General features: G+C 72.2%; 19 protein-coding genes. 3 read left to right on the plus strand and 16 right to left on the minus strand.

The features are described from left to right. Positions 1–418: 418 nt before the first annotated feature. Positions 419–760 carry an ATP/GTP-binding protein gene (locus Q0817_RS18855; protein WP_298591685.1) on the minus strand — a complete coding sequence of 114 codons (342 nt, stop codon included), beginning with the start codon at positions 758–760 and terminating at the stop codon, positions 419–421. Between the two features lie 75 nt (positions 761–835). Between Q0817_RS18855 and nucS the strand changes: the two genes are divergently transcribed. Together nucS and Q0817_RS18865 are read left to right on the plus strand one after the other, a co-directional pair. After that, a complete protein-coding gene (gene nucS / locus Q0817_RS18860) occupies positions 836–1,531 on the plus strand; it encodes an endonuclease NucS (protein WP_298591691.1) in 696 nt (231 codons plus the stop codon). A 280-nt stretch (positions 1,532–1,811) separates the two neighbouring features. Then, positions 1,812–2,015, plus strand: coding sequence for a cold-shock protein (locus tag Q0817_RS18865; RefSeq protein ID WP_017833253.1), 204 nt, complete (start codon positions 1,812–1,814; stop codon positions 2,013–2,015). Between the two features lie 75 nt (positions 2,016–2,090). Here the strand turns inward: Q0817_RS18865 and murA are convergent, their stop codons facing one another. The 15 genes from murA to Q0817_RS18940 form a co-directional block, all read right to left on the minus strand. After that, complete coding sequence (murA, locus tag Q0817_RS18870) at positions 2,091–3,368, minus strand: UDP-N-acetylglucosamine 1-carboxyvinyltransferase (RefSeq protein WP_298591717.1); 1,278 nt, start codon at positions 3,366–3,368, stop codon at positions 2,091–2,093. Positions 3,369–3,497: 129 nt separating this feature from the next. Next, on the minus strand, positions 3,498–3,773 hold the full coding sequence (locus tag Q0817_RS18875) for a F0F1 ATP synthase subunit epsilon (RefSeq protein ID WP_298591719.1): 276 nt from the start codon (positions 3,771–3,773) through the stop codon (positions 3,498–3,500). A 2-nt stretch (positions 3,774–3,775) separates the two neighbouring features. After that, positions 3,776–5,242 carry a F0F1 ATP synthase subunit beta gene (atpD, locus tag Q0817_RS18880; RefSeq protein ID WP_298591725.1) on the minus strand — a complete coding sequence of 489 codons (1,467 nt, stop codon included), beginning with the start codon at positions 5,240–5,242 and terminating at the stop codon, positions 3,776–3,778. 55 nt (positions 5,243–5,297) lie between these two features. Further along, positions 5,298–6,209 carry a F0F1 ATP synthase subunit gamma gene (locus Q0817_RS18885; RefSeq protein WP_298591726.1) on the minus strand — a complete coding sequence of 304 codons (912 nt, stop codon included), beginning with the start codon at positions 6,207–6,209 and terminating at the stop codon, positions 5,298–5,300. A gap of 60 nt (positions 6,210–6,269) precedes the next feature. Next, the gene (gene atpA, locus Q0817_RS18890; RefSeq protein ID WP_298591727.1) at positions 6,270–7,895 is read right to left on the minus strand and encodes a F0F1 ATP synthase subunit alpha; all 1,626 of its coding nucleotides are present in this window, start codon (positions 7,893–7,895) and stop codon (positions 6,270–6,272) included. A 153-nt stretch (positions 7,896–8,048) separates the two neighbouring features. Beyond that, on the minus strand, positions 8,049–8,861 hold the full coding sequence (locus Q0817_RS18895) for a F0F1 ATP synthase subunit delta (RefSeq protein WP_298591728.1): 813 nt from the start codon (positions 8,859–8,861) through the stop codon (positions 8,049–8,051). After that, positions 8,861–9,412 (minus strand): F0F1 ATP synthase subunit B, encoded by a 552-nt coding sequence (locus Q0817_RS18900; protein WP_298591731.1) that lies wholly within the window; start codon positions 9,410–9,412, stop codon positions 8,861–8,863. Before Q0817_RS18900 ends, Q0817_RS18895 begins: the two co-directional genes overlap by 1 nt. 47 nt (positions 9,413–9,459) lie before the next feature. After that, positions 9,460–9,663 carry an ATP synthase F0 subunit C gene (gene atpE, locus Q0817_RS18905; protein WP_017833261.1) on the minus strand — a complete coding sequence of 68 codons (204 nt, stop codon included), beginning with the start codon at positions 9,661–9,663 and terminating at the stop codon, positions 9,460–9,462. Between the two features lie 117 nt (positions 9,664–9,780). Further along, the gene (atpB, locus tag Q0817_RS18910; RefSeq protein ID WP_298591735.1) at positions 9,781–10,575 is read right to left on the minus strand and encodes a F0F1 ATP synthase subunit A; all 795 of its coding nucleotides are present in this window, start codon (positions 10,573–10,575) and stop codon (positions 9,781–9,783) included. A gap of 33 nt (positions 10,576–10,608) precedes the next feature. Beyond that, positions 10,609–10,986: an AtpZ/AtpI family protein gene (locus Q0817_RS18915; protein ID WP_298591736.1), complete on the minus strand. Its 378-nt coding sequence runs from the start codon at positions 10,984–10,986 to the stop codon at positions 10,609–10,611. Further along, positions 10,973–11,371: a hypothetical protein gene (locus tag Q0817_RS18920; protein WP_298591737.1), complete on the minus strand. Its 399-nt coding sequence runs from the start codon at positions 11,369–11,371 to the stop codon at positions 10,973–10,975. Before Q0817_RS18920 ends, Q0817_RS18915 begins: the two co-directional genes overlap by 14 nt. Continuing rightward, entirely contained in the window at positions 11,368–12,489 is a 1,122-nt protein-coding gene (locus tag Q0817_RS18925; RefSeq protein ID WP_298591739.1) for a glycosyltransferase family 4 protein, read from the minus strand. Before Q0817_RS18925 ends, Q0817_RS18920 begins: the two co-directional genes overlap by 4 nt. Continuing rightward, positions 12,486–14,414: a nucleoside-diphosphate sugar epimerase/dehydratase gene (locus Q0817_RS18930; RefSeq protein WP_298591741.1), complete on the minus strand. Its 1,929-nt coding sequence runs from the start codon at positions 14,412–14,414 to the stop codon at positions 12,486–12,488. The genes Q0817_RS18925 and Q0817_RS18930 overlap by 4 nt, the downstream gene beginning before the upstream one ends. Before the next feature lie 69 nt (positions 14,415–14,483). Next, the gene (locus tag Q0817_RS18935; RefSeq protein WP_298591743.1) at positions 14,484–15,323 is read right to left on the minus strand and encodes a glycosyltransferase; all 840 of its coding nucleotides are present in this window, start codon (positions 15,321–15,323) and stop codon (positions 14,484–14,486) included. Positions 15,324–15,327: 4 nt separating this feature from the next. Continuing rightward, positions 15,328–16,245, minus strand: coding sequence for a glycosyltransferase (locus Q0817_RS18940; protein WP_298591745.1), 918 nt, complete (start codon positions 16,243–16,245; stop codon positions 15,328–15,330). 227 nt (positions 16,246–16,472) lie between these two features. On the opposite strand from Q0817_RS18940, the gene Q0817_RS18945 reads away from it, so the two are divergent. After that, entirely contained in the window at positions 16,473–17,444 is a 972-nt protein-coding gene (locus Q0817_RS18945) for an NAD(P)-dependent oxidoreductase (protein WP_298591748.1), read from the plus strand. Positions 17,445–17,617 lie beyond the last annotated feature (173 nt).

Consider the following 17,617-nt stretch of genomic DNA (forward strand, 5'->3'; position numbering starts at 1 on the left):
CGGGCGCGGCGGCGGGCGCGGCGGCGGGCGCGGCGGCGGGCGCGGCGCCCAGGTCCACCGCTCCTCGCACCGACGAGGGGAGCTCGGCCGCCTGCGGCGGGGCGGTCTCGGCGGTGCTGCGGGGCTGCTGGTGCTGGAACTCGTTCACGGGGCGTCTCCTGGGGGCTCGACGACGGGCTCGGCGGTCCGCTCCGCCGCCGGGGACTGCTCCGGTGGCCGGCGGTCCGCGTCAGCCGTCTGGGTCGACGGTCTGGTGCCGTTGGTCTGGTGCCGACGGCTGGGTCGGCTGCGGGACGGCGCCCGGCGGGCGCCGCGGGTCTTCCACGATTATCGGCCCGCCCGGGGCGGCTCGGCCACCGGGGCGGCACCGTGTCCGCTCCCGGCGTGACGGCGGCCGGGGCGCGGCGGGCGAACGGGCTCAGCGGCGGGTGCGCCAGCAGCGCTCGTGCCAGTGCCGGCGGTCCTCGAAGGCACTGCGCGCCCCCAGCAGGGAGTCCTGCTGCCAGACGACGAGATGGGCGATCCCCGGCGGGATGGACCGGCCGCACCCGGGACAGGTGTAGGTCTTGACCGCGTTGGCGGGCCGGACGTGGCGGACCATCCAGTCCCCGTCCGCCGAGCGCTCCACCGTGGGCGCCGGCTCCAGGACCCGTTCGACCGACCACGGCTCCTGCGCCGCGCCGCGCTGCCACTTGCTGGCGCGCGCGCCGGGTCCGGGCCCGCCGCGGCGGCGGCGCGAGGAGTGGTTGGAGCGTGGCACGGCGTCATCCTCTCACACGGGCCGCCGCGGCTCCCCGGTCCGGAGCGTCCCGCGCGGACCGCTAGGCTGGTCCGCGTGCGTCTCGTCATTGCCGATTGCTCCGTCGACTACGAAGGGCGTCTGCGCGCCCACCTGCCCGCCGCCCGGCGTCTTCTGCTCGTGAAGGCCGACGGCTCCGTGCTCGTCCACTCGGACGGCGGCAGCTACAAGCCCCTCAACTGGATGAGCCCGCCCGCCCGCCTGCACGTCGGTGAGCCCGGGACCGAGCTCGCGGCCGAGGGCGTCCTGCAGACGTGGACCGTCCAGGCCGCCAAGAGCGACGACCGCCTGGTCATCCAGGTGTTCGCGATCCACGAGGACGTCTCCCACGAGCTGGGCACCGACCCGGGGCTGGTGAAGGACGGGGTCGAGGCCGACCTCCAGCGTCTGCTCGCCGAGCAGATCCACCGCCTGGGCTCCGGGCACACCCTCGTCCGGCGCGAGTACCCCACCGCGATCGGGCCGGTCGACATCCTGGCCCGTGACGCCGCCGGCGCCACCGTGGCGGTCGAGCTCAAGCGCCGCGGGGACATCGACGGCGTGGAGCAGCTCACCCGGTACCTCGAGCTGCTCAACCGCGATCCCCACCTGGCGCCGGTGCGCGGGGTGTACGCCGCCCAGCTCATCAAGCCCCAGGCCCGGGTGCTCGCCGAGGACCGCGGCATCGCGTGCCTCACCCTCGACTACGACGAGATGCGCGGGCACGACGACAGCGACTCGCGCCTCTTCTGAGCGCGTCCCGCCCGCACGCGCTCGGCGAACGGACCGCAACACGCGATGATCAGCAGGCGAACAACGTTGACCGCCCCCGGGGAGTGTGTGAAGCTGAACGTGTTCTTCGTTCCATGTTTTGCATGCTCGCAGAACGGGTAAGCGAGCGTGACGTTCGACCCTGACCCTGGCCCCCGTCCCTCGGGAACGGAGGCCTCGGCCCTCGGCTCATCTCGTGGTACCGCCCTTCCGTGCACGACCTGTGCACACGTTTCGCACCATCTCGCAAGGAGAGATCTTCATGGCCCAGGGCACCGTCAAGTGGTTCAACGCCGAAAAGGGCTTCGGCTTCATCACCCCCGACGACTCCGACTCGGACGTCTTCGTCCACTACTCGGAGATCCAGTCGGGCGGCTTCCGCACCCTCGAGGAGAACCAGCGCGTCGAGTTCGAGATCGGCCAGGGCCAGAAGGGCCCGCAGGCCACCGGCGTCACGCTCATCTGATCCGCTTCCCGCGCACCGGCTGAGCACGGAGCCCCGCACCCGTCCCGGGTGCGGGGCTCCGTCGTGCGCGCCCCCTCAGTACGAGGTGCCGACCATGTGCCGTTCCACGGCGGCCCCGGCCGCCCCGAGCTGCTCCACGAAGTGCTCGTAGCCGCGGTCCACGTGCTGGACGCCGCTCACGTCCGTGGTGCCGACGGCGGCCATCCCCGCGATGACGAGGGCCGCGCCGGCCCGGATGTCCATGGCCTCCACCGGCGCTCCGGAGAGCACGGGCATCCCCGCCACCAGGGCGTGGTGGCCGTCGAGGCGCACGCTGGCGCCCAGCCGCTCCAGCTCGGCCGTGAAGCCCCAGCGGGCCTCGAAGACGTTCTCGGTGACCATGCCGGAGCCCTCGGCGACCGCGTTGAGGGCCACCACGAACGGCTGCAGGTCCGTCGGGAACCCCGGGTACGGCAGCGTGGACACGTTGATGGCGCGCGGGCGCCGTGGCCCGGCGACCACGAAGCGCCCCCCGTCCGTGTCCACGCGGCAGCCCGCGGAGCGCAGCTTGTCCAGCACCACGGTCAGGTGGTCCGGCTCCGCGCCCTCGATCTCCACCGTCCCCCCGGTGACGGCCGCGGCGAACGCCCAGGTGCCCGCCACGATCCGGTCGGGCACGGTCCGGTGCTCGACCGGGCGCAGGGACTCCACCCCGGTGACCGTCACGGTGCTCGTGCCGAGCCCCTCGATCCGGGCGCCCATCGCCTGCAGCATCCGTCCGATGTCCACGATCTCCGGCTCGCGGGCCGCGTTGTCGATGACGGTGCTGCCCTCGGCCAGCGTCCCGGCCATCATGAGGTTCTCCGTGGCACCCACCGAGGGGTAGTCCAGGCGGAAGTGCGTGCCGCGCAGGCTCCGGGGGACGGAGGCCACGAGGTAGCCGCGTTCGATCTGCAGCACCGCGCCCATGGCCTCGAGGCCCGCCCGGTGCATGTCCAGGCCGCGGGAGCCGATGGCGTCCCCGCCGGGCAGCGCGACCTCGGCCACGTGGCACCGGGCGACCAGCGGGCCGAGCACGGAGATCGACGCGCGCATCGCCCGCACCAGGTCGTAGTCCGCCTGGTGGTGCAGCACCGCCGGGACGTCGATCCGGACCGTCTTCTCGGCGCGCTCGTAGGCCACGGCGCAGCCGAGACGGCGGAGCAGCTCCGCCATGATCGTGACGTCGTGGATCTCGGGAACGTTCGTGATGGTGGACTCGCCCTCGGCCAGCAGCGTCGCCGCCATGAGCTTCAGCACGCTGTTCTTGGCGCCGGAGACGCGCAGGGTGCCGTTGACCGCGGTGGGTCCGTGCACGACGATCTTCTCTTCCATCCACTCTCCTGGGCGGTCTCGCCGGGGCCCCGCACGGGGCCCCGGGTACGGCTGCGGCCTCCGCACCGGTGGTGCGGAGGCCGCGGCTGTTCTCGGCGCGCGGGGCCGGGCCCCGCGCGGACGGGCGGATCAGGCGGCCGCGGCGCCGGACAGCTCCACGTTGTCCGCCACGATCGTCACCCGGTCGTTGTCCACGAAGACGAAGCCGGCGTCGATCGTGCCCTCGACGCGGGAGCCGTCCACGGGGTCCACCGCGAAGTCCCCCGGCTTGAGGATGCCCGCCACGGCCTCGTGGCCGGGCAGGATACCGATGTCGCCCTCGGACGTGCGGACCCGGACCATCCGGGCCGTTCCGGTCCACACGGCCTGCTCGAGGGAGACGATTTCGACGATCATCTCAGCCATGGCTACTTGCCACCGGTCCGCTTCTTGATCTGCTCCCACTGCTGCATGACGTCCTCGAGACCGCCGACGTTGTAGAACGCCTGCTCCGGGACGTGGTCGAACTCGCCCTCGGTGATCTTCCCGAACGCCTCGATGGTCTCCGCCAGCGGGACCGTCGAGCCCTCGACACCGGTGAACTGCTTGGCGGTGTAGGTGTTCTGGGAGAGGAACTGCTCGATGCGGCGGGCGCGCGAGACGACCACCTTCTGCTCCTCGGAGAGCTCCTCGACGCCGAGGATCGCGATGATGTCCTGCAGCTCCTTGTTCTCCTGCAGGATCGACCGGACGCGGATCGCGACGTCGTAGTGCTCCTGCCCGACGATCTGCGGGTCGAGGATGCGCGAGGTCGAGGTCAGCGGGTCGATCGCCGGGTACAGGCCGCGGGAGGCGATGTCGCGGGAGAGCTCCGTGGTCGCGTCCAGGTGGGCGAACGTCGTGGCCGGGGCCGGGTCGGTGTAGTCGTCGGCGGGCACGTAGATCGCCTGCATCGAGGTGATCGAGTGGCCGCGGGTCGAGGTGATGCGCTCCTGCAGCACACCCATCTCGTCCGCCAGCGTCGGCTGGTAGCCCACGGCGGAGGGGATGCGGCCCAGCAGGGTCGACACCTCCGAGCCGGCCTGGGTGAAGCGGAAGATGTTGTCGATGAAGAGCAGCACGTCCTGGTTCTGCACGTCGCGGAAGTACTCCGCCATCGTGAGGCCCGTGAGGGCCACGCGCAGACGCGTTCCGGGCGGCTCGTCCATCTGGCCGAAGACGAGGGCGGTGTCCTTGAGGACGTTCGCCTCCTCCATCTCGACCCAGAGGTCGTTGCCCTCACGGGTGCGCTCGCCCACGCCGGCGAAGACCGAGGTGCCGCCGAAGTTGCGGGCCACACGCGTGATCATCTCCTGGATGAGCACGGTCTTGCCCACGCCGGCGCCGCCGAACAGGCCGATCTTGCCGCCCTTGATGTACGGGGTCAGCAGGTCGATCGACTTGATGCCGGTCTCCATCATCTCCGTGGAGCCCTCGAGCTCCGCGAAGGACGGTGCCTTGCGGTGGATCGGCCAGCGCTCGGTGATCTCCAGGGAGGAGGTCTCGACGTCGAGGGCCTCGCCCAGCACGTTGAAGATGTGGCCCTTGACCACGTCGCCCACGGGCACGGAGATCGGCCCGCCGGAGTCCTTGACCTCGGTGCCGCGCACCAGGCCGTCGGTCTGCTGCAGGGCGATCGCGCGGATCATGTTGTCGCCCAGGTGCTGGGCCGTCTCGAACGTGATCGTCCGCTGCTCGCCGTTGAGGTCGTACTCGGCGGTCAGGGCGTTGTAGATCCCGGGCACCGCGTGCTCGGGGAACTGGACGTCGACGACCGGCCCGATGACCCGGGCGATGCGGCCCGTGGCGCCGCCCGAGACCGGCTGCCCGGCCTGTTCGCTGATGGTGGCAGTCATTTCTCTCACTTCACTTGTTCGTGGTGGTCAGTTGCTGGATCGCCGGGACGGCCCGTCACAGGGCCTCGGCGCCGCTCACGATCTCGGTGAGCTCGGTGGTGATCTCGGCCTGGCGGGCGTTGTTCATCAGGCGCGTGTACTTCTTGATGAGCTCGTCCGCGTTGTCGCCGGCCGCCTTCATGGCCTTCTGCCGGGCCGCGAGCTCGCTCGTGGCGGCGTGGGCGAGGCTCGCGAACAGGCGGGCGTCGATGTAGCGCGGCAGGACCGCGTCGAGGAACTCCTCGGGGTTCGGCTCGAACTCGAAGGTGCTGTCCGGCTCCTCCAGCTCCTCGAACTCCTGGGCGACCTCGTCGGTCAGCGCGTTGGCGTCCACGACCTCCAGCGGCAGCAGCCGCAGCACCCGGGGCTCCTGGACGACCATCGACTTGAACGTCGTGTAGACGAGGTGGATCTCGTCGACGCCGCCGTCCTCGTACGGGGTCTCCAGGTCCTCGATCAGCACCTTGCGCAGCTCCTGCGCACGGTCCGGCCGGGCGTTGTCCGTGTCCCCGGTCCAGTTCCGCTCGTACGGGCGGCTCCGGAAGTCGAAGTACGCCTGGGCCTTGCGGCCGATCAGGTACACCTTGGTCTCCTTGCCCTCCCCGTGCAGCAGCTCGAGCAGGCCCTCGGCCTCCTTGAGCACATTGGACGAGTAGGACCCGGCCAGACCGCGGTCCGAGGTCATGATCACCACGGCCGAGCGGCGCACCTCGTCGACCCGCGTGGTCAGGACATGGGAGACGTTGTGCTGGGTGGCGACCTGTGAGACCGCCCGGGTCAGCGCGTTCGCGTAGGGACGCGCCGCCTGCAGACCCTGTCGGGACTTGTTGATGCGCGAGGTCGCGATCATCTCCATGGCCTTGAAGATCTTCTTCATGGACTTGGTCGACGCGATCTTGTTCCGGTAGACCCGAATCTGCGCTCCCATGTGACTTCCTTTCGTCACCGTGTCCGGTGCGCCGCCGCGGCGGCGCACCGGACCGACCGGTTACTTCCTGACGATCCGTTCCTGCTCGACCTCGGACGCCTCGAGGGGCTCGTGCTCCTCGTGGCCCGGCTCGATCCCGTGCTTGGTGCCCCGGAAGTCCCGCTTGACCTCGGCGACGGCGGTCTCCAGGGCGGCGACGGCGTCGTCCTCGAGCTTGCCGGTGCCGACGATGGAGTCCATCACGTTCGTGGTGCGGCGCACGTGCTCGAGCAGGGCCTGCTCGAAGTCGAGCACGTCGGCGACCTCCACCTCGTCCAGGTGGCCGTTGGTGCCGGCCCAGATCGACACGACCTGGTCCTCGACCGGGTAGGGGGTGTACTGCTTCTGCTTCAGGAGCTCCATCAGCCGGGCGCCGCGGGTCAGCTGCTGCCGGGACGCGGGGTCCAGGTCGGACGCGAACATCGCGAAGGCCTGCATCGAGCGGTAGGACGCCAGCTCGAGCTTCAGCGTGCCGGAGACCTTCTTCATGGCCTTGACCTGCGCGGCGCCGCCGACGCGGGACACCGAGATGCCCACGTCCACGGCCGGGCGCTGGTTGGCGTTGAACAGGTCCGACTGCAGGAAGATCTGGCCGTCGGTGATGGAGATGACGTTAGTGGGGATGAAGGCCGAGACGTCGTTGGCCTTCGTCTCGATCAGCGGCAGCCCCGTCATCGAGCCCGCACCCAGCTCGTCGGAGAGCTTGGCGCAGCGCTCCAGGAGGCGGGAGTGCAGGTAGAACACGTCGCCCGGGTAGGCCTCGCGTCCCGGCGGGCGGCGCAGCAGCAGCGAGACCGCGCGGTACGCCTCGGCCTGCTTGGACAGGTCGTCGAAGACGATGAGGACGTGCTTGCCGCCGTACATCCAGTGCTGGCCGATGGCCGAGCCGGCGTAGGGGGCGAGGTACTTGATGCCCGCGGCCTCGGAGGCGGGGGCCGCGACGATGGTCGTGTACTCCAGGGCCCCGTTGTCCTCGAGGGTCTGGCGCACACCGGCGATGGTGGACGCCTTCTGGCCGACGGCCACGTAGATGCAGCGCACCTGCCGGTTGACGTCCCCGGACTCCCAGTTGGCGCGCTGGTTCAGGATGGCGTCCACGGCGATCGCGGTCTTGCCGGTCTGGCGGTCGCCGATGAGGAGCTGGCGCTGGCCGCGGCCGATGGGGATCATCGCGTCGATGGCCTTGATGCCGGTCTGCAGGGGCTCGTGGACCGACTTGCGCATGGTCACCCCGGGCGCCTGGGTCTCCAGGGCTCGGCGGCCCTCGGCCTCGATCGGGCCGAGGTCGTCGATGGGCGTGCCCAGCGGGTCGACCACGCGGCCGAGGAACGCGTCGCCCACCGGCACGGAGAGGACCTCCCCGGTGCGCTGGACCTCCTGGCCCTCCTCGATGCCGCGGAAGTCGCCGAGGATCACGACGCCGATGTCGCGGACGTCGAGGTTCTGCGCGAGACCGAGCACGCCGTTCTCGAAGCGCAGCAGCTCGTTGGCCATGACCGAGGGCAGCCCCTCGACGCGCGCGATGCCGTCGGAGGCGCTGCTGACGCGGCCGACCTCGGTTCGTTCTGCGGTGCCGGGCTCGTAGGACGCGGCGAATTCGCTCAGCGCGCTACGGACGTCGTCGGCATTGATGGTGACTTCGGACATGTCCTGTCCCTGCTCTCCTAGTTCGTGATCACTGCCGTCAGCGGTGACCGTGAGTCCAAATCTGTGGCGGAACGCTGCGCTGGTCCACCGGCTGCTGCCGTCCGGCCGGCAGGGGCACCCGCCCACGACGGTGTCGTGCCGACCCCGAGGGGGTCAGGCCCCGATCCGCTGGCGCAGCTCGTCGAGTCGGGCGGCGACGGAACCGTCGATGACCTCCTCGCCCACCTGCACCTTGAGCCCTCCGATCAGCGTCGGGTCGACGTCCACGGTGAGCTTGAGGTCCCTGCCGTACACCGTGTTCAGCTGCTGCTGCAGCCGACCGCGCTGCTCCTCGGACAGCGGCCGCGACGTGCTCACGTGCGCGATCCACCGCTGGCGGCGGGCCGCCACCTCCTCCGCGAAGCGGTCGACGAGGCGGCCGACCAGGGCCCCGCGCGGCGAGAGCACGGCCTGCTCCACGAGCAGCAGCGCCTCGTCCGAGGCGCCCGGGGTGAGCCGCTGCGCCAGCCGGGTCTTGGCCTCGACGTCGGCGCGCGGGTCGCTGAGGGCGCGCTGCAGCTCGTGCGAGCCGTCGAGCACGCCCTTGAACGCGATGAGCTGGTCCACGACCTGCTCGAGACCCTCGAGCCCGCCGCGGTTCTCCGCGGACGCCGCGGTGAGGGCCACCCCGGCGTGCTCGAGGGCGTCGGCGAACTCCCGGTCGTCGCTCCAGCGGCGACCGGCGAGGTGCGCGACGATCTCCACGGCGTCCGGGGAGACCTTCCCGGCGAAGATCCGGCGCACGACCTGCTCGCGCTGCGGCCCCTCGTAGGAGGGGTCGGCCAGCGCACGGCGCAGGGCGCCGTTCTCGTCGAGGACGGCGAGCACGGCGAACAGCTCACGGGCGAGCGCGGGGCTGGCGGAGCCGGCCCAGCGCTCGACCTCACGAGCGTTCTGCTGAGTGAATTCGTTCGCTGCGTCTGCCATTACCGCGCCGCACCTGCATTCCGTTCCTGCTCCTGCTCCAGGTCGGCGAGGAAGCGGTCGACCACCCGGTTGGACCGGGCGTCGTCGTCGAGCGACTCGCCCACGATCTTCGCCGCGAGCGTGGTGGCCAGCGTGCCCACCTCGTTGCGCAGGGAGACCACGGCCGCCGAGCGCTCCGCCTCGATGGTGCGGTGGGCGTTCTCGGTGATGCGGGCCGACTCGGCGTTCGCCCGGTCCTTGAAGTCCGCGAGAATCTTCTCGCCCTCGAGGCGGGCCTCCTCGCGGATCTTCTGGGCCTCCAGGCGCGCGCTCTCGAGCTGCTGGTTGTACTCGTCGCGGGCGGCGGCGGCCTCGGCCTGGGCGGCCTTGGCCTTGGCCAGGCCACCTTCGATGGCCTCGGTGCGCTCACGGTAGACCCGCTCGAACGCCGGCACCACGAACTTGACGACGAGGAAGAGCAGGATCAGGAACCCGATGCCGGTGATCAGCATCTCCCAGACATTGGGGAAGAGGGGGTTCGCCCCTTCCTCGGCTGCCAGCAACAGTGTCATGTGCGCGATTCCTGTTCTCTAGGAAGGACTTGTACGGGATGCGCCACTCAGGCGATGAACGCGAGCACGAAGCCCAGAATCGCGAGCGCCTCGACCACGGCGAAGCCGAAGAACAGCATCGGCTGGAGCACGCGCTGCGACTCCGGCTGGCGGGCGACGGACTGCATGTACGCGGCGAAGATCAGACCCACGCCGATGCCGCCGCCGATGGCAGCCAGACCGTAACCGATAGCACTGAGCGAACCAGTCATGAGGGGTATTTCCTTTCTAAGTGCCCGGGGGCCGGGCGTCGTAGCCGTGTCGGCTCTGAACATTTCGGGGTTGGACCGAGGGGGTCCGGCCGGGGCCGGAGCAGTGCTCCGCCGGGGTCAGTGGCCCTCTTGCAGGGCGCCCTGGACGTACACGGCGAAGAGGAGGGTGAAGATGTAGGCCTGGAGGACCTGGATCAGGATCTCCAGGAAGTAGATGAACACGCCGAGCACGGTGGAGCCCAGGGCGACCACGCTGATGGCGCTGGCCTGCGAGAGCAGGTAGCCCGTCATGGACGCCGCGACCATGAGCGCCAGGTGACCGGCGAACATCGTGGCGAACACACGCAGGGCGTGCGTGACGGGGCGGATGATCAGGTTTGAGAGGAACTCGATCGGGATGAGGAAGATGTAGAGCAGCTTCGGGACGTCCGGCGGCATCGTCATCTTGCCCATGAACCCGCCGAACCCGTGCCGCTTGATGCCCATGAAGACCCAGGTGACGTAGGCGATGCCGGCCAGGACGTAGGCGGAGCCCGCGTAGGAGAGGGTCGGCAGCTGCAGCACCGGGATGGAGCCGAAGAGGTTGTTCACCAGGATGAAGAAGAAGAAGGTGAACAGCAGCGGGATGTAGGGGCGGAACTCCTTCTCACCGATGATGTCCCGGCCGAGGTGGTTGCGCACGAACCCGTAGCCGCTCTCCGCGAGGTACTGGGACTTCGAGGGGACGAGGGCGTTGCGGCGGATGGCCCACATGAAGAAGCCGGCGATCAGGACGACCGACAGGAGGATCAGCAGCATCTGCTTGCCGAACTCGAAGGTGCCCAGCTCGAAGAACGGCGGCAGGTGCATCTCGTCGACGGTCGGGGCGGTGAATCCTCCGGTGGCGGGGAGCCTGATGAGGGCGGCGTTCAATGCGGGTCCTTTCTGCAGTGCTCTGGCCGGTGGTCACGGTCGGGGCGCCGAGTCCGGGCCGGACTGGTGCGGGTTGTGAGGATCTGCACCGTCGGAGGACGGACGGCGACGGAGCCCCTCCTGCATGTGGAGGTACACGACGTAGATCCCGGACGCGGCGCCGATGCACGCTCCCAGGACCACGATCCACCGGGTTCCCAGCACGCGATCCGCACCCCACCCTACCAAACTCCAGAACCCCATCCCGATCACCACGTAGAGGAGTGTCGTGAGGCCTCCGGAGAGCCCTCCGCCCTCCACGAGCTCCCCCGCGGTGCGCAGTCCGGGACGGTCCGGGGCCCCCTCGTCCGGTGCTCCGGGCGCGGGGGATCCGTCCGGGCGGGCCGCGTCGTCGCGGTCATCCGTGCTCATGGTCGTCCTGCTTCCTGTCGTCGGTGGTACCGGGTGCGCCCGGGCCGTCCGCGCGCTCGGCCTCCGCCCGCCGGCGGGCCTCCAGCACCGGTCCCAGGGCGGCGCGGGTGCCCCGGGCGCCCGCCCGGGCCGCGAGCGCGAGCGAGAGGACGAGCGCGCTCAGCACGCCCGCCGCGGCCCAGCCCGGCACCAGCCACGGCGGCGCCGGCACGGTGAGCAGGACCCAGCCCAGCACGAGCACCTTGGCCACGTACGTCATGGCGAGCGCGGGGGCGGCGACCGGCCCCTCGGCCCGCGCGGTGGCGCGCGCGACGAGCACGGTCACGAGGTGGCTCGCGGCGACCAGCCCCGCGCCGAGCAGGACGCTGAGCGCGGCCGCGCTCACGGCCCGGTCCCCACCCGGGACCGGGCGCCCGCCCGGCGCCCGAGCAGCTCGGGCAGCACGAGGTAGAGCGCGAGCACGGCGAGCACGAACGCGCCGGCCAGGGCCGTGGCGGCGGGCCCGGTGCGCAGGCCCACGACGGACGCGACGCTCACGAGGACGGTCGCGGCCGTGACGACGAGCGCCGAGCCCGTGTGGGACAGGCCCACGTCGGTGAGCCGCTGGTAGACGTGCTGGCGGTGCGGCCGGTACCAGGCCTCCCCCGCGCGGACGCGGCGGAGCAGCGTCACGGAGGTGTCGGCCACGTAGACCGCGAGCGGGGGCAGGAGGTACTCGACGTAGACGCCCGAGAGGAAGGCGGCGACCGCGATGCCGGCCAGCGACCCGCCCAGCAGGTAGGAGCCGACGTCCCCGAGGAAGACCGTGCCGCGGCCGAGGTTCCAGGGCAGGAACCCGGCGAAGCCGCCCGCCACGGCCAGGCCGGCGGCGACCATCCACGGCAGGTCGTTGGAGGCACCGGCCCAGGCGTACAGCAGCCCGGCGGCGAGACCGTGCAGCCCCGAGATGCCGTTGATCCCGTCCATGAAGTTGGCCATGTTCACGTAGGCGGCGATCGCGAGGGTGCCCACGGGCAGCCACCACGCCGAGGTGCCGAGCACCGTGACGAGGACGGTGGTGGCGGCCAGGCCGATGCCCAGCTGGGCGGCGAGGCGCGCCCGCACGGACACGCCCCGGTAGTCCTCGGCCCAGCCGAGGGCGGCGAACAGCCCGGCGACGGCCAGAACCACGAGCGCGACGGAGCGGTCGACCTCGATCGCGCCGGTGAGCAGCGCGGAGCCGTAGGCGAGGAGCACGGCGACGGCCACGGCCAGACCCATGCCCCGGACGACCGTGCGCCGGTGGGAGGAGCGCTCGTTGGGGACGTCGAGCACGCCCCACCGGGCGAGCAGGGGCTTGACGGCCAGCGGCAGCAGGAGGCTGAGCACGAGGGCGGGGGTGCCGACCGTCAGGACGAGCTCCCCGAGCCGGCGCAGCTCCTCGGGATCGGGGGCGGCTCCCGGGTCGGTGAGGTCGAGCCCGGCCGGCACCAGCACGGCCGGGAGCTGCACGGCCGCGCTCACGACGCCCGCCCCGAGGAGCTGCGCGGGCGCTGGACCGACGTGGGCGGCGGCTGCGTGGACGCTCGCACGACGGGGATCGTGCCCGTGTAGACCATGCCGCCGCGCACCTTCCACGTGTGCCGGTCCAGCTGGGCGGGGTCGAGCCGGTCGGCGCGCGCGTGGGAGATCTTGGGGTGGAAGGGCCGCTCGTCCTTCTCGCCGAGGCCGATGAGGTCCTCGTGCAGCTTCTCCCCCGGGCGCAGCCCCGTGACCTCGATCTCGACGTCCTCGCGCCCGCTCATCACGCGCAGCCGCTCGGCGATGTCCATGATCCGCACCGGCTCGCCCATGTCGAGGATCAGCACCTCGCCGCCGCGGGCGATCGCCCCCGCCTGGATCACGAGCTGGCAGGCCTCGGGGATCGTCATGAAGTAGCGGGTGGCCTCGGCGTGCGTCACCGTGATCGGGCCGCCCTGCCGGATCTGCTCGGTGAACAGGGGCAGCATCGAGCCGCGGGAGCCGAAGACGTTGCCGAAGCGCACCGAGGCGTACCGGTGCCCGGTGCGGTCCGCCATCCAGGCGGTGAGCTTCTCCGCGACGCGCTTGGAGTGGCCCAGCGCCGTGGTGGGGTTGGCGGCCTTGTCGGTCGAGATGTTGACGAAGACCTCGACCCCGGCCTCCTCGGCGGCCTGCAGCACGTTGAGGGTGCCGAGGACGTTGGTCTTCCACGCCTCGTCGGGGTACTGCTCGAGCAGGGAGACGTGCTTGAGGGCGGCGGCGTGGAAGACCACCTGGGGCAGGCGGTCGCGGAAGATCGTCCCGACGGACTCGGGGTCGCGGATGTCGGCGAGGACGGTGTCGCGGCCGTCGAGCAGGCCGCGGCCCGTGATGGAGATCTGGGTGCCCTGCAGCGCGGACTCGTCGCGGTCCACCATGATCAGCTCGGCGGGCTCGAAGCCCACGAGCTGGCGGCACAGCTCGGAGCCGATGGAGCCGCCCGCGCCGGTGACCAGGACGCGGCGGCCCTTGACGTAGCCGGCGATCTCCTCGACGTCGATGTCGACGGGGCGGCGGCCGATGAGGTCTTCCATGCTGATGTCCCGGAAGTCCGCGGCGTGGTGCTTGGCGGTGAGCACCTCGCCGAGCGGGGGCATCGTCATGACCCGGATCCCGGTGCCGGCCACGGCGTCCGCGACCCGGTGCATGATGCGGGGCTCCGGGCTGGACATCGCCACGAGGAGCACGGAGGCGCGGGTGCGGGCCATGACGTCCCGGACGTCGTGCAGGGTGCCGAGCACGGGCACGGAGGAGATCCGCAGGTGCTTCTTGGCGGGGTCGTCGTCGAGCAGGGCCACGGGCAGGAACTCGGAGTGCGGGTCCTGCATCATGCGCTGGATGAGGAAGGTCCCGAGGTATCCGGCGCCGTAGATCACCACGTGCTGGGCGGAGGCGCCCGGGCGGGCGGAGGCCTCCTGGTACATGCGCTTGAGGTAGCGGAAGGCGGCCATGAACAGGCACGCGAAGGGGAAGGCGATGAGGGCGGTGGAGCGCGGGATGCCGATGCTCGTGCCCACCACCAGGAGCAGGACCTGGAGCACCGCCGTGACGATGAGGGTGACCACCACCAGGAGCTTGGCCTCGTCGAAGCTGCCGAAGGAGTACCGGCCCTTGTACAGGGCGAAGGAGAAGCCGACGACGAGCTGGGCGGCCACGGCCACCAGGGACACCAGGAGCAGACCGGGGGCGCTGATGAACTGGAGGTCCATCTCGTAGCGCAGCACCAGGGCGAGCACGAGGGCCACGACCCAGGCGACGGAGTCCAGCAGCATCTGGATCCACAGCCACGCCACGGGCCGGTCCGGCGGGGCGGCGCGGGGCGCGGCCCCCCGTCCGGCGTCCCCGGGGGGCCCCGCCGTGCCGGCGGGGCGCTCGGGCTCACCACTCATCGCAAGAGTTCCTTTCGTGGTCGGTGCCGGGGCCGGGGGCCGGGCGGGCAGGGGTCCGGTGCGGGACGGTCAGCGGCGGGGTGCGCCGACCATGGCCCGGTAGGCGAGCTCCCGGAGCCGGGTGGGGACGAACCGGTAGCCGCCGCGCACCACCACGTTGCGCACCCATTGTAGGAACCCCACGTGGCCGATCCCGCGCAACCGGGCCTGGAGGGCGAGCTCCGCGCGGAGCACGCGCCACCCGCCGCGCCGCTCGTAGGAGCCCGCGGAGACCCGGTACCCGACGAGCGGCTCGGCCACGTTGCGCACGTCGGCGCCGGCGCGCAGCATCCGCACCCACAACCAGTAGTCCTCGGCCAGGGGCACGTGCACGTAGCCGCCGGCCGACCGCACGGCCGAGCGCCGGAACACCACGGTCGGATGGCTCACGGGGTTGCGGCGCCGCGAGACGGAGAGGATGTCATGCTCCCCCACCGGGGCGCGGCGCAGGGCGATCGGGGCCCGTTCGTCGTCGCCGATCTCGTGCATCGAGGAGCCCACCAGGTCGGCCCCGGCCTCGATGACGGGCAGTTGCACCGCGAAGCGGCGCGGATAGGAGACGTCGTCGGCGTCGGCGCGGGCCACCACGTCGTGCCGGCAGCGCTCGAGGCCGGCGTTGAGCGCCGCGGTGAGTCCCTCGTTGCACTCGAGGTCGACCCGCACCACGGGCACGGGCAGCTCGCGCGCGAGACGGTCCAGCTCCGCCTCGAGCGGCGCGGGGACCGGGCCGTCGCGCACGACGACGAGCTCGGCGGGCCGGCGCTGCTGCTCGACGGTGGCCGACTCGGCCGCACGGCGCACCCGCTCCGCGGTGTCGGCGCGGTAGACGGGCATGAGCACGGAGAACTCGAGGTCCGGGGGCGGGCTCACGGCGTCACCGCGGCCCGCCGAAGCCGCGGCCGCGCATCCCGCCGGCGTAGCGGCTCGCCCAGGACGCGAGACCGCGCACGTCCCGCCGGCGCAGGTAGTAGAGGGGGTAGCCGACGAGGTCGGCCCCGAGCTGGAGGACCCGCTTGTACCGCCACGTGGTCCAGCCCCGGTTGCGGAAGAAGTGCTCGCGCTTGAACTCGGTCCCGGGCACCACGACCTTGAGCCGGCCGGGGACCACGACGTGCTCCTCGTCCCAGCCCGGCGGGTGGGCCACGGCCGTGCGCGTGGTGGTGCCGAAGGGCAGCCCGGAGCGGCGCAGCCGCACGAGGAAGTCGACCTCGTCGCCGCGCAGGAAGAGCTTGAGGTCCGGGAGCCCCACGGTGAAGAAGACGTGCTCGGCCATCAGGGCGCCGTTGAAGAAGGTGGCGTAGCCGGGCAGGAAGCCGAGCGGCTCCAGGTCCGCCCGGGAGTGGGTCATCCGCCCCTCGAGCCGGTAGGAGAAGGCCAGCGCGCCGTGGTCCTGGGGGGCCACGACGAGCGGGGAGACGACCGACAGCTCCCGCCGGGCGGCCTCGTGCAGGAGCACCTCGAGGCAGTCGGGGCCCTCCGGACGGGCGTCGTCGTCCATGAGCCAGACCCGGTCCGCGCCGGTGGCGAGCGCGGTCAGGATGGCGAGGGAGAACCCGCCGGCCCCGCCGAGGTTGGCGAGGGAGCGCACGAGCTCGAGCGCGAACCGGCCGCCGATCGCCTCCTCCAGCTCCTGTCGCGGCAGCGGCTCGCGCCCCGCGTCGACCAGGCACAGGGACGCGACGGGCACGGTCTGCTCCCGCAGCGCGGCGACGAGCGCGAGGACGTCCTCGTGCCGGTCCTGGGTCACGCAGGCCACCGCCACCGTGGGGGTGGGCGTGGGGTCGGACGGCATGCGGCTCCTCCAGTGCGATGACGGTGCGGTGACGGGCAGTGCGGTGACGGGTGCGGGTCCGGTGCGGTGACGGGGTGGGTGCCGGAACGTCCCGAGTCTAGCAAGCGGGCGCCCGGCGTCCGGGCTGACCGGCCGCGTCGCCCCGCCCGGGCGGAGGGCCGGTCTGTACGATGAGCGCAAGGATCCGGACGACGGCGACCGGCAGCGGCCGGTGGAGAGGAAGCACCGTGACATCGACGACGTGGGCAGTCCTGGGAGCGACGGGGTTCGTGGGTTCCGCGACCGTGGCCCGGCTGCAGGCGGACGGCCAGACGGTGGTCCCGGTCTCCGCGCCGCGGCTGGGGTCCGGGGCGCGCACGGTCCACCACCTGCTCGAGCAGGCCGGCCGGCTCGAGTCCGTCATCGACTACCTCGCCGAGTCCTTCGCCGGCGCCCACGTGGTCGTCAACGCGGCGGGCCTGGCGGCCCCGGACCAGACGCACGAGGAGTCCCTCGTGGGGGCGAACGCGCTGCTGCCCGTGCTCGTGGCCCTCGCGGCGCGGCGCACGAGCGTGCGCCGGGTCGTGCACGTCAGCTCCGCGGCCGTCCAGGGCGACGTCGACGTCCTCGACGAGACGCCCACGATCCGGCCCTTCTCCCCCTACTCCTTCTCCAAGGCCCTCGGCGAGAGCGCGCTCCTGAAGCTGCGCCGCGACTGGGCGGGCGAGGAGGACGCCCCGGCGATCACGGTGCTGCGCGCGACCTCGGTGCAGGGCTCCGGCCGGCGCACCACGGCGCGGCTGGCCCGCTTCGCGTCCTCGCCCCTGAGCTCGGTGGCCGGCGACGGCACCGCCCACACCCCGGTGACCTCCGTGCACGCGCTGGCCGAGTTCGTCTCCCGGGTCGGACGCCACCGCGAGGAGCTGCCGCAGGTCGTGCTGCAGCCGTGGGAGGGCGCCAGCACCGGCTCCATCCTGCGGGACGCGGGCCGGCGGGAGCCGCGGCACCTCCCCGTGCTGCTGTGCCGGCTCGTGGTGGACGCCGGGTTTGCGGTCTCCGCCCTGGCCGGGCACCGCTGGCACGGCGTCTTCCGCCGGCTCGAGGTGACGTGGTTCGGCCAGCGCCAGGTGCGCGGCTGGGCCGAGGAGCACGACGCGGTCCCCGAACCGCGGATCGGCGAGGTGCTGCGCCAGGCGCACCTGGCCGCCGGCCGGGGCTGAGCACCGCCGGGACCGTCCCGGGGACGGCTCTCAGGCGCTCCCGCGACCGCGGGCCACGAGCCGGGCGGCCTCGTCGACCGGCAGGGGCCGCTGCTCCCCCGGCGTCCCGGGGCGCGCGACGCGCGTGCGGTCCTGGTCCACGGCCGGCCGGGTGGCCGCCGCGGAGCGCGCCA

This window comes from uncultured Kocuria sp. (assembly GCF_947500125.1).
GTDB lineage: Bacteria > Actinomycetota > Actinomycetes > Actinomycetales > Micrococcaceae > Kocuria.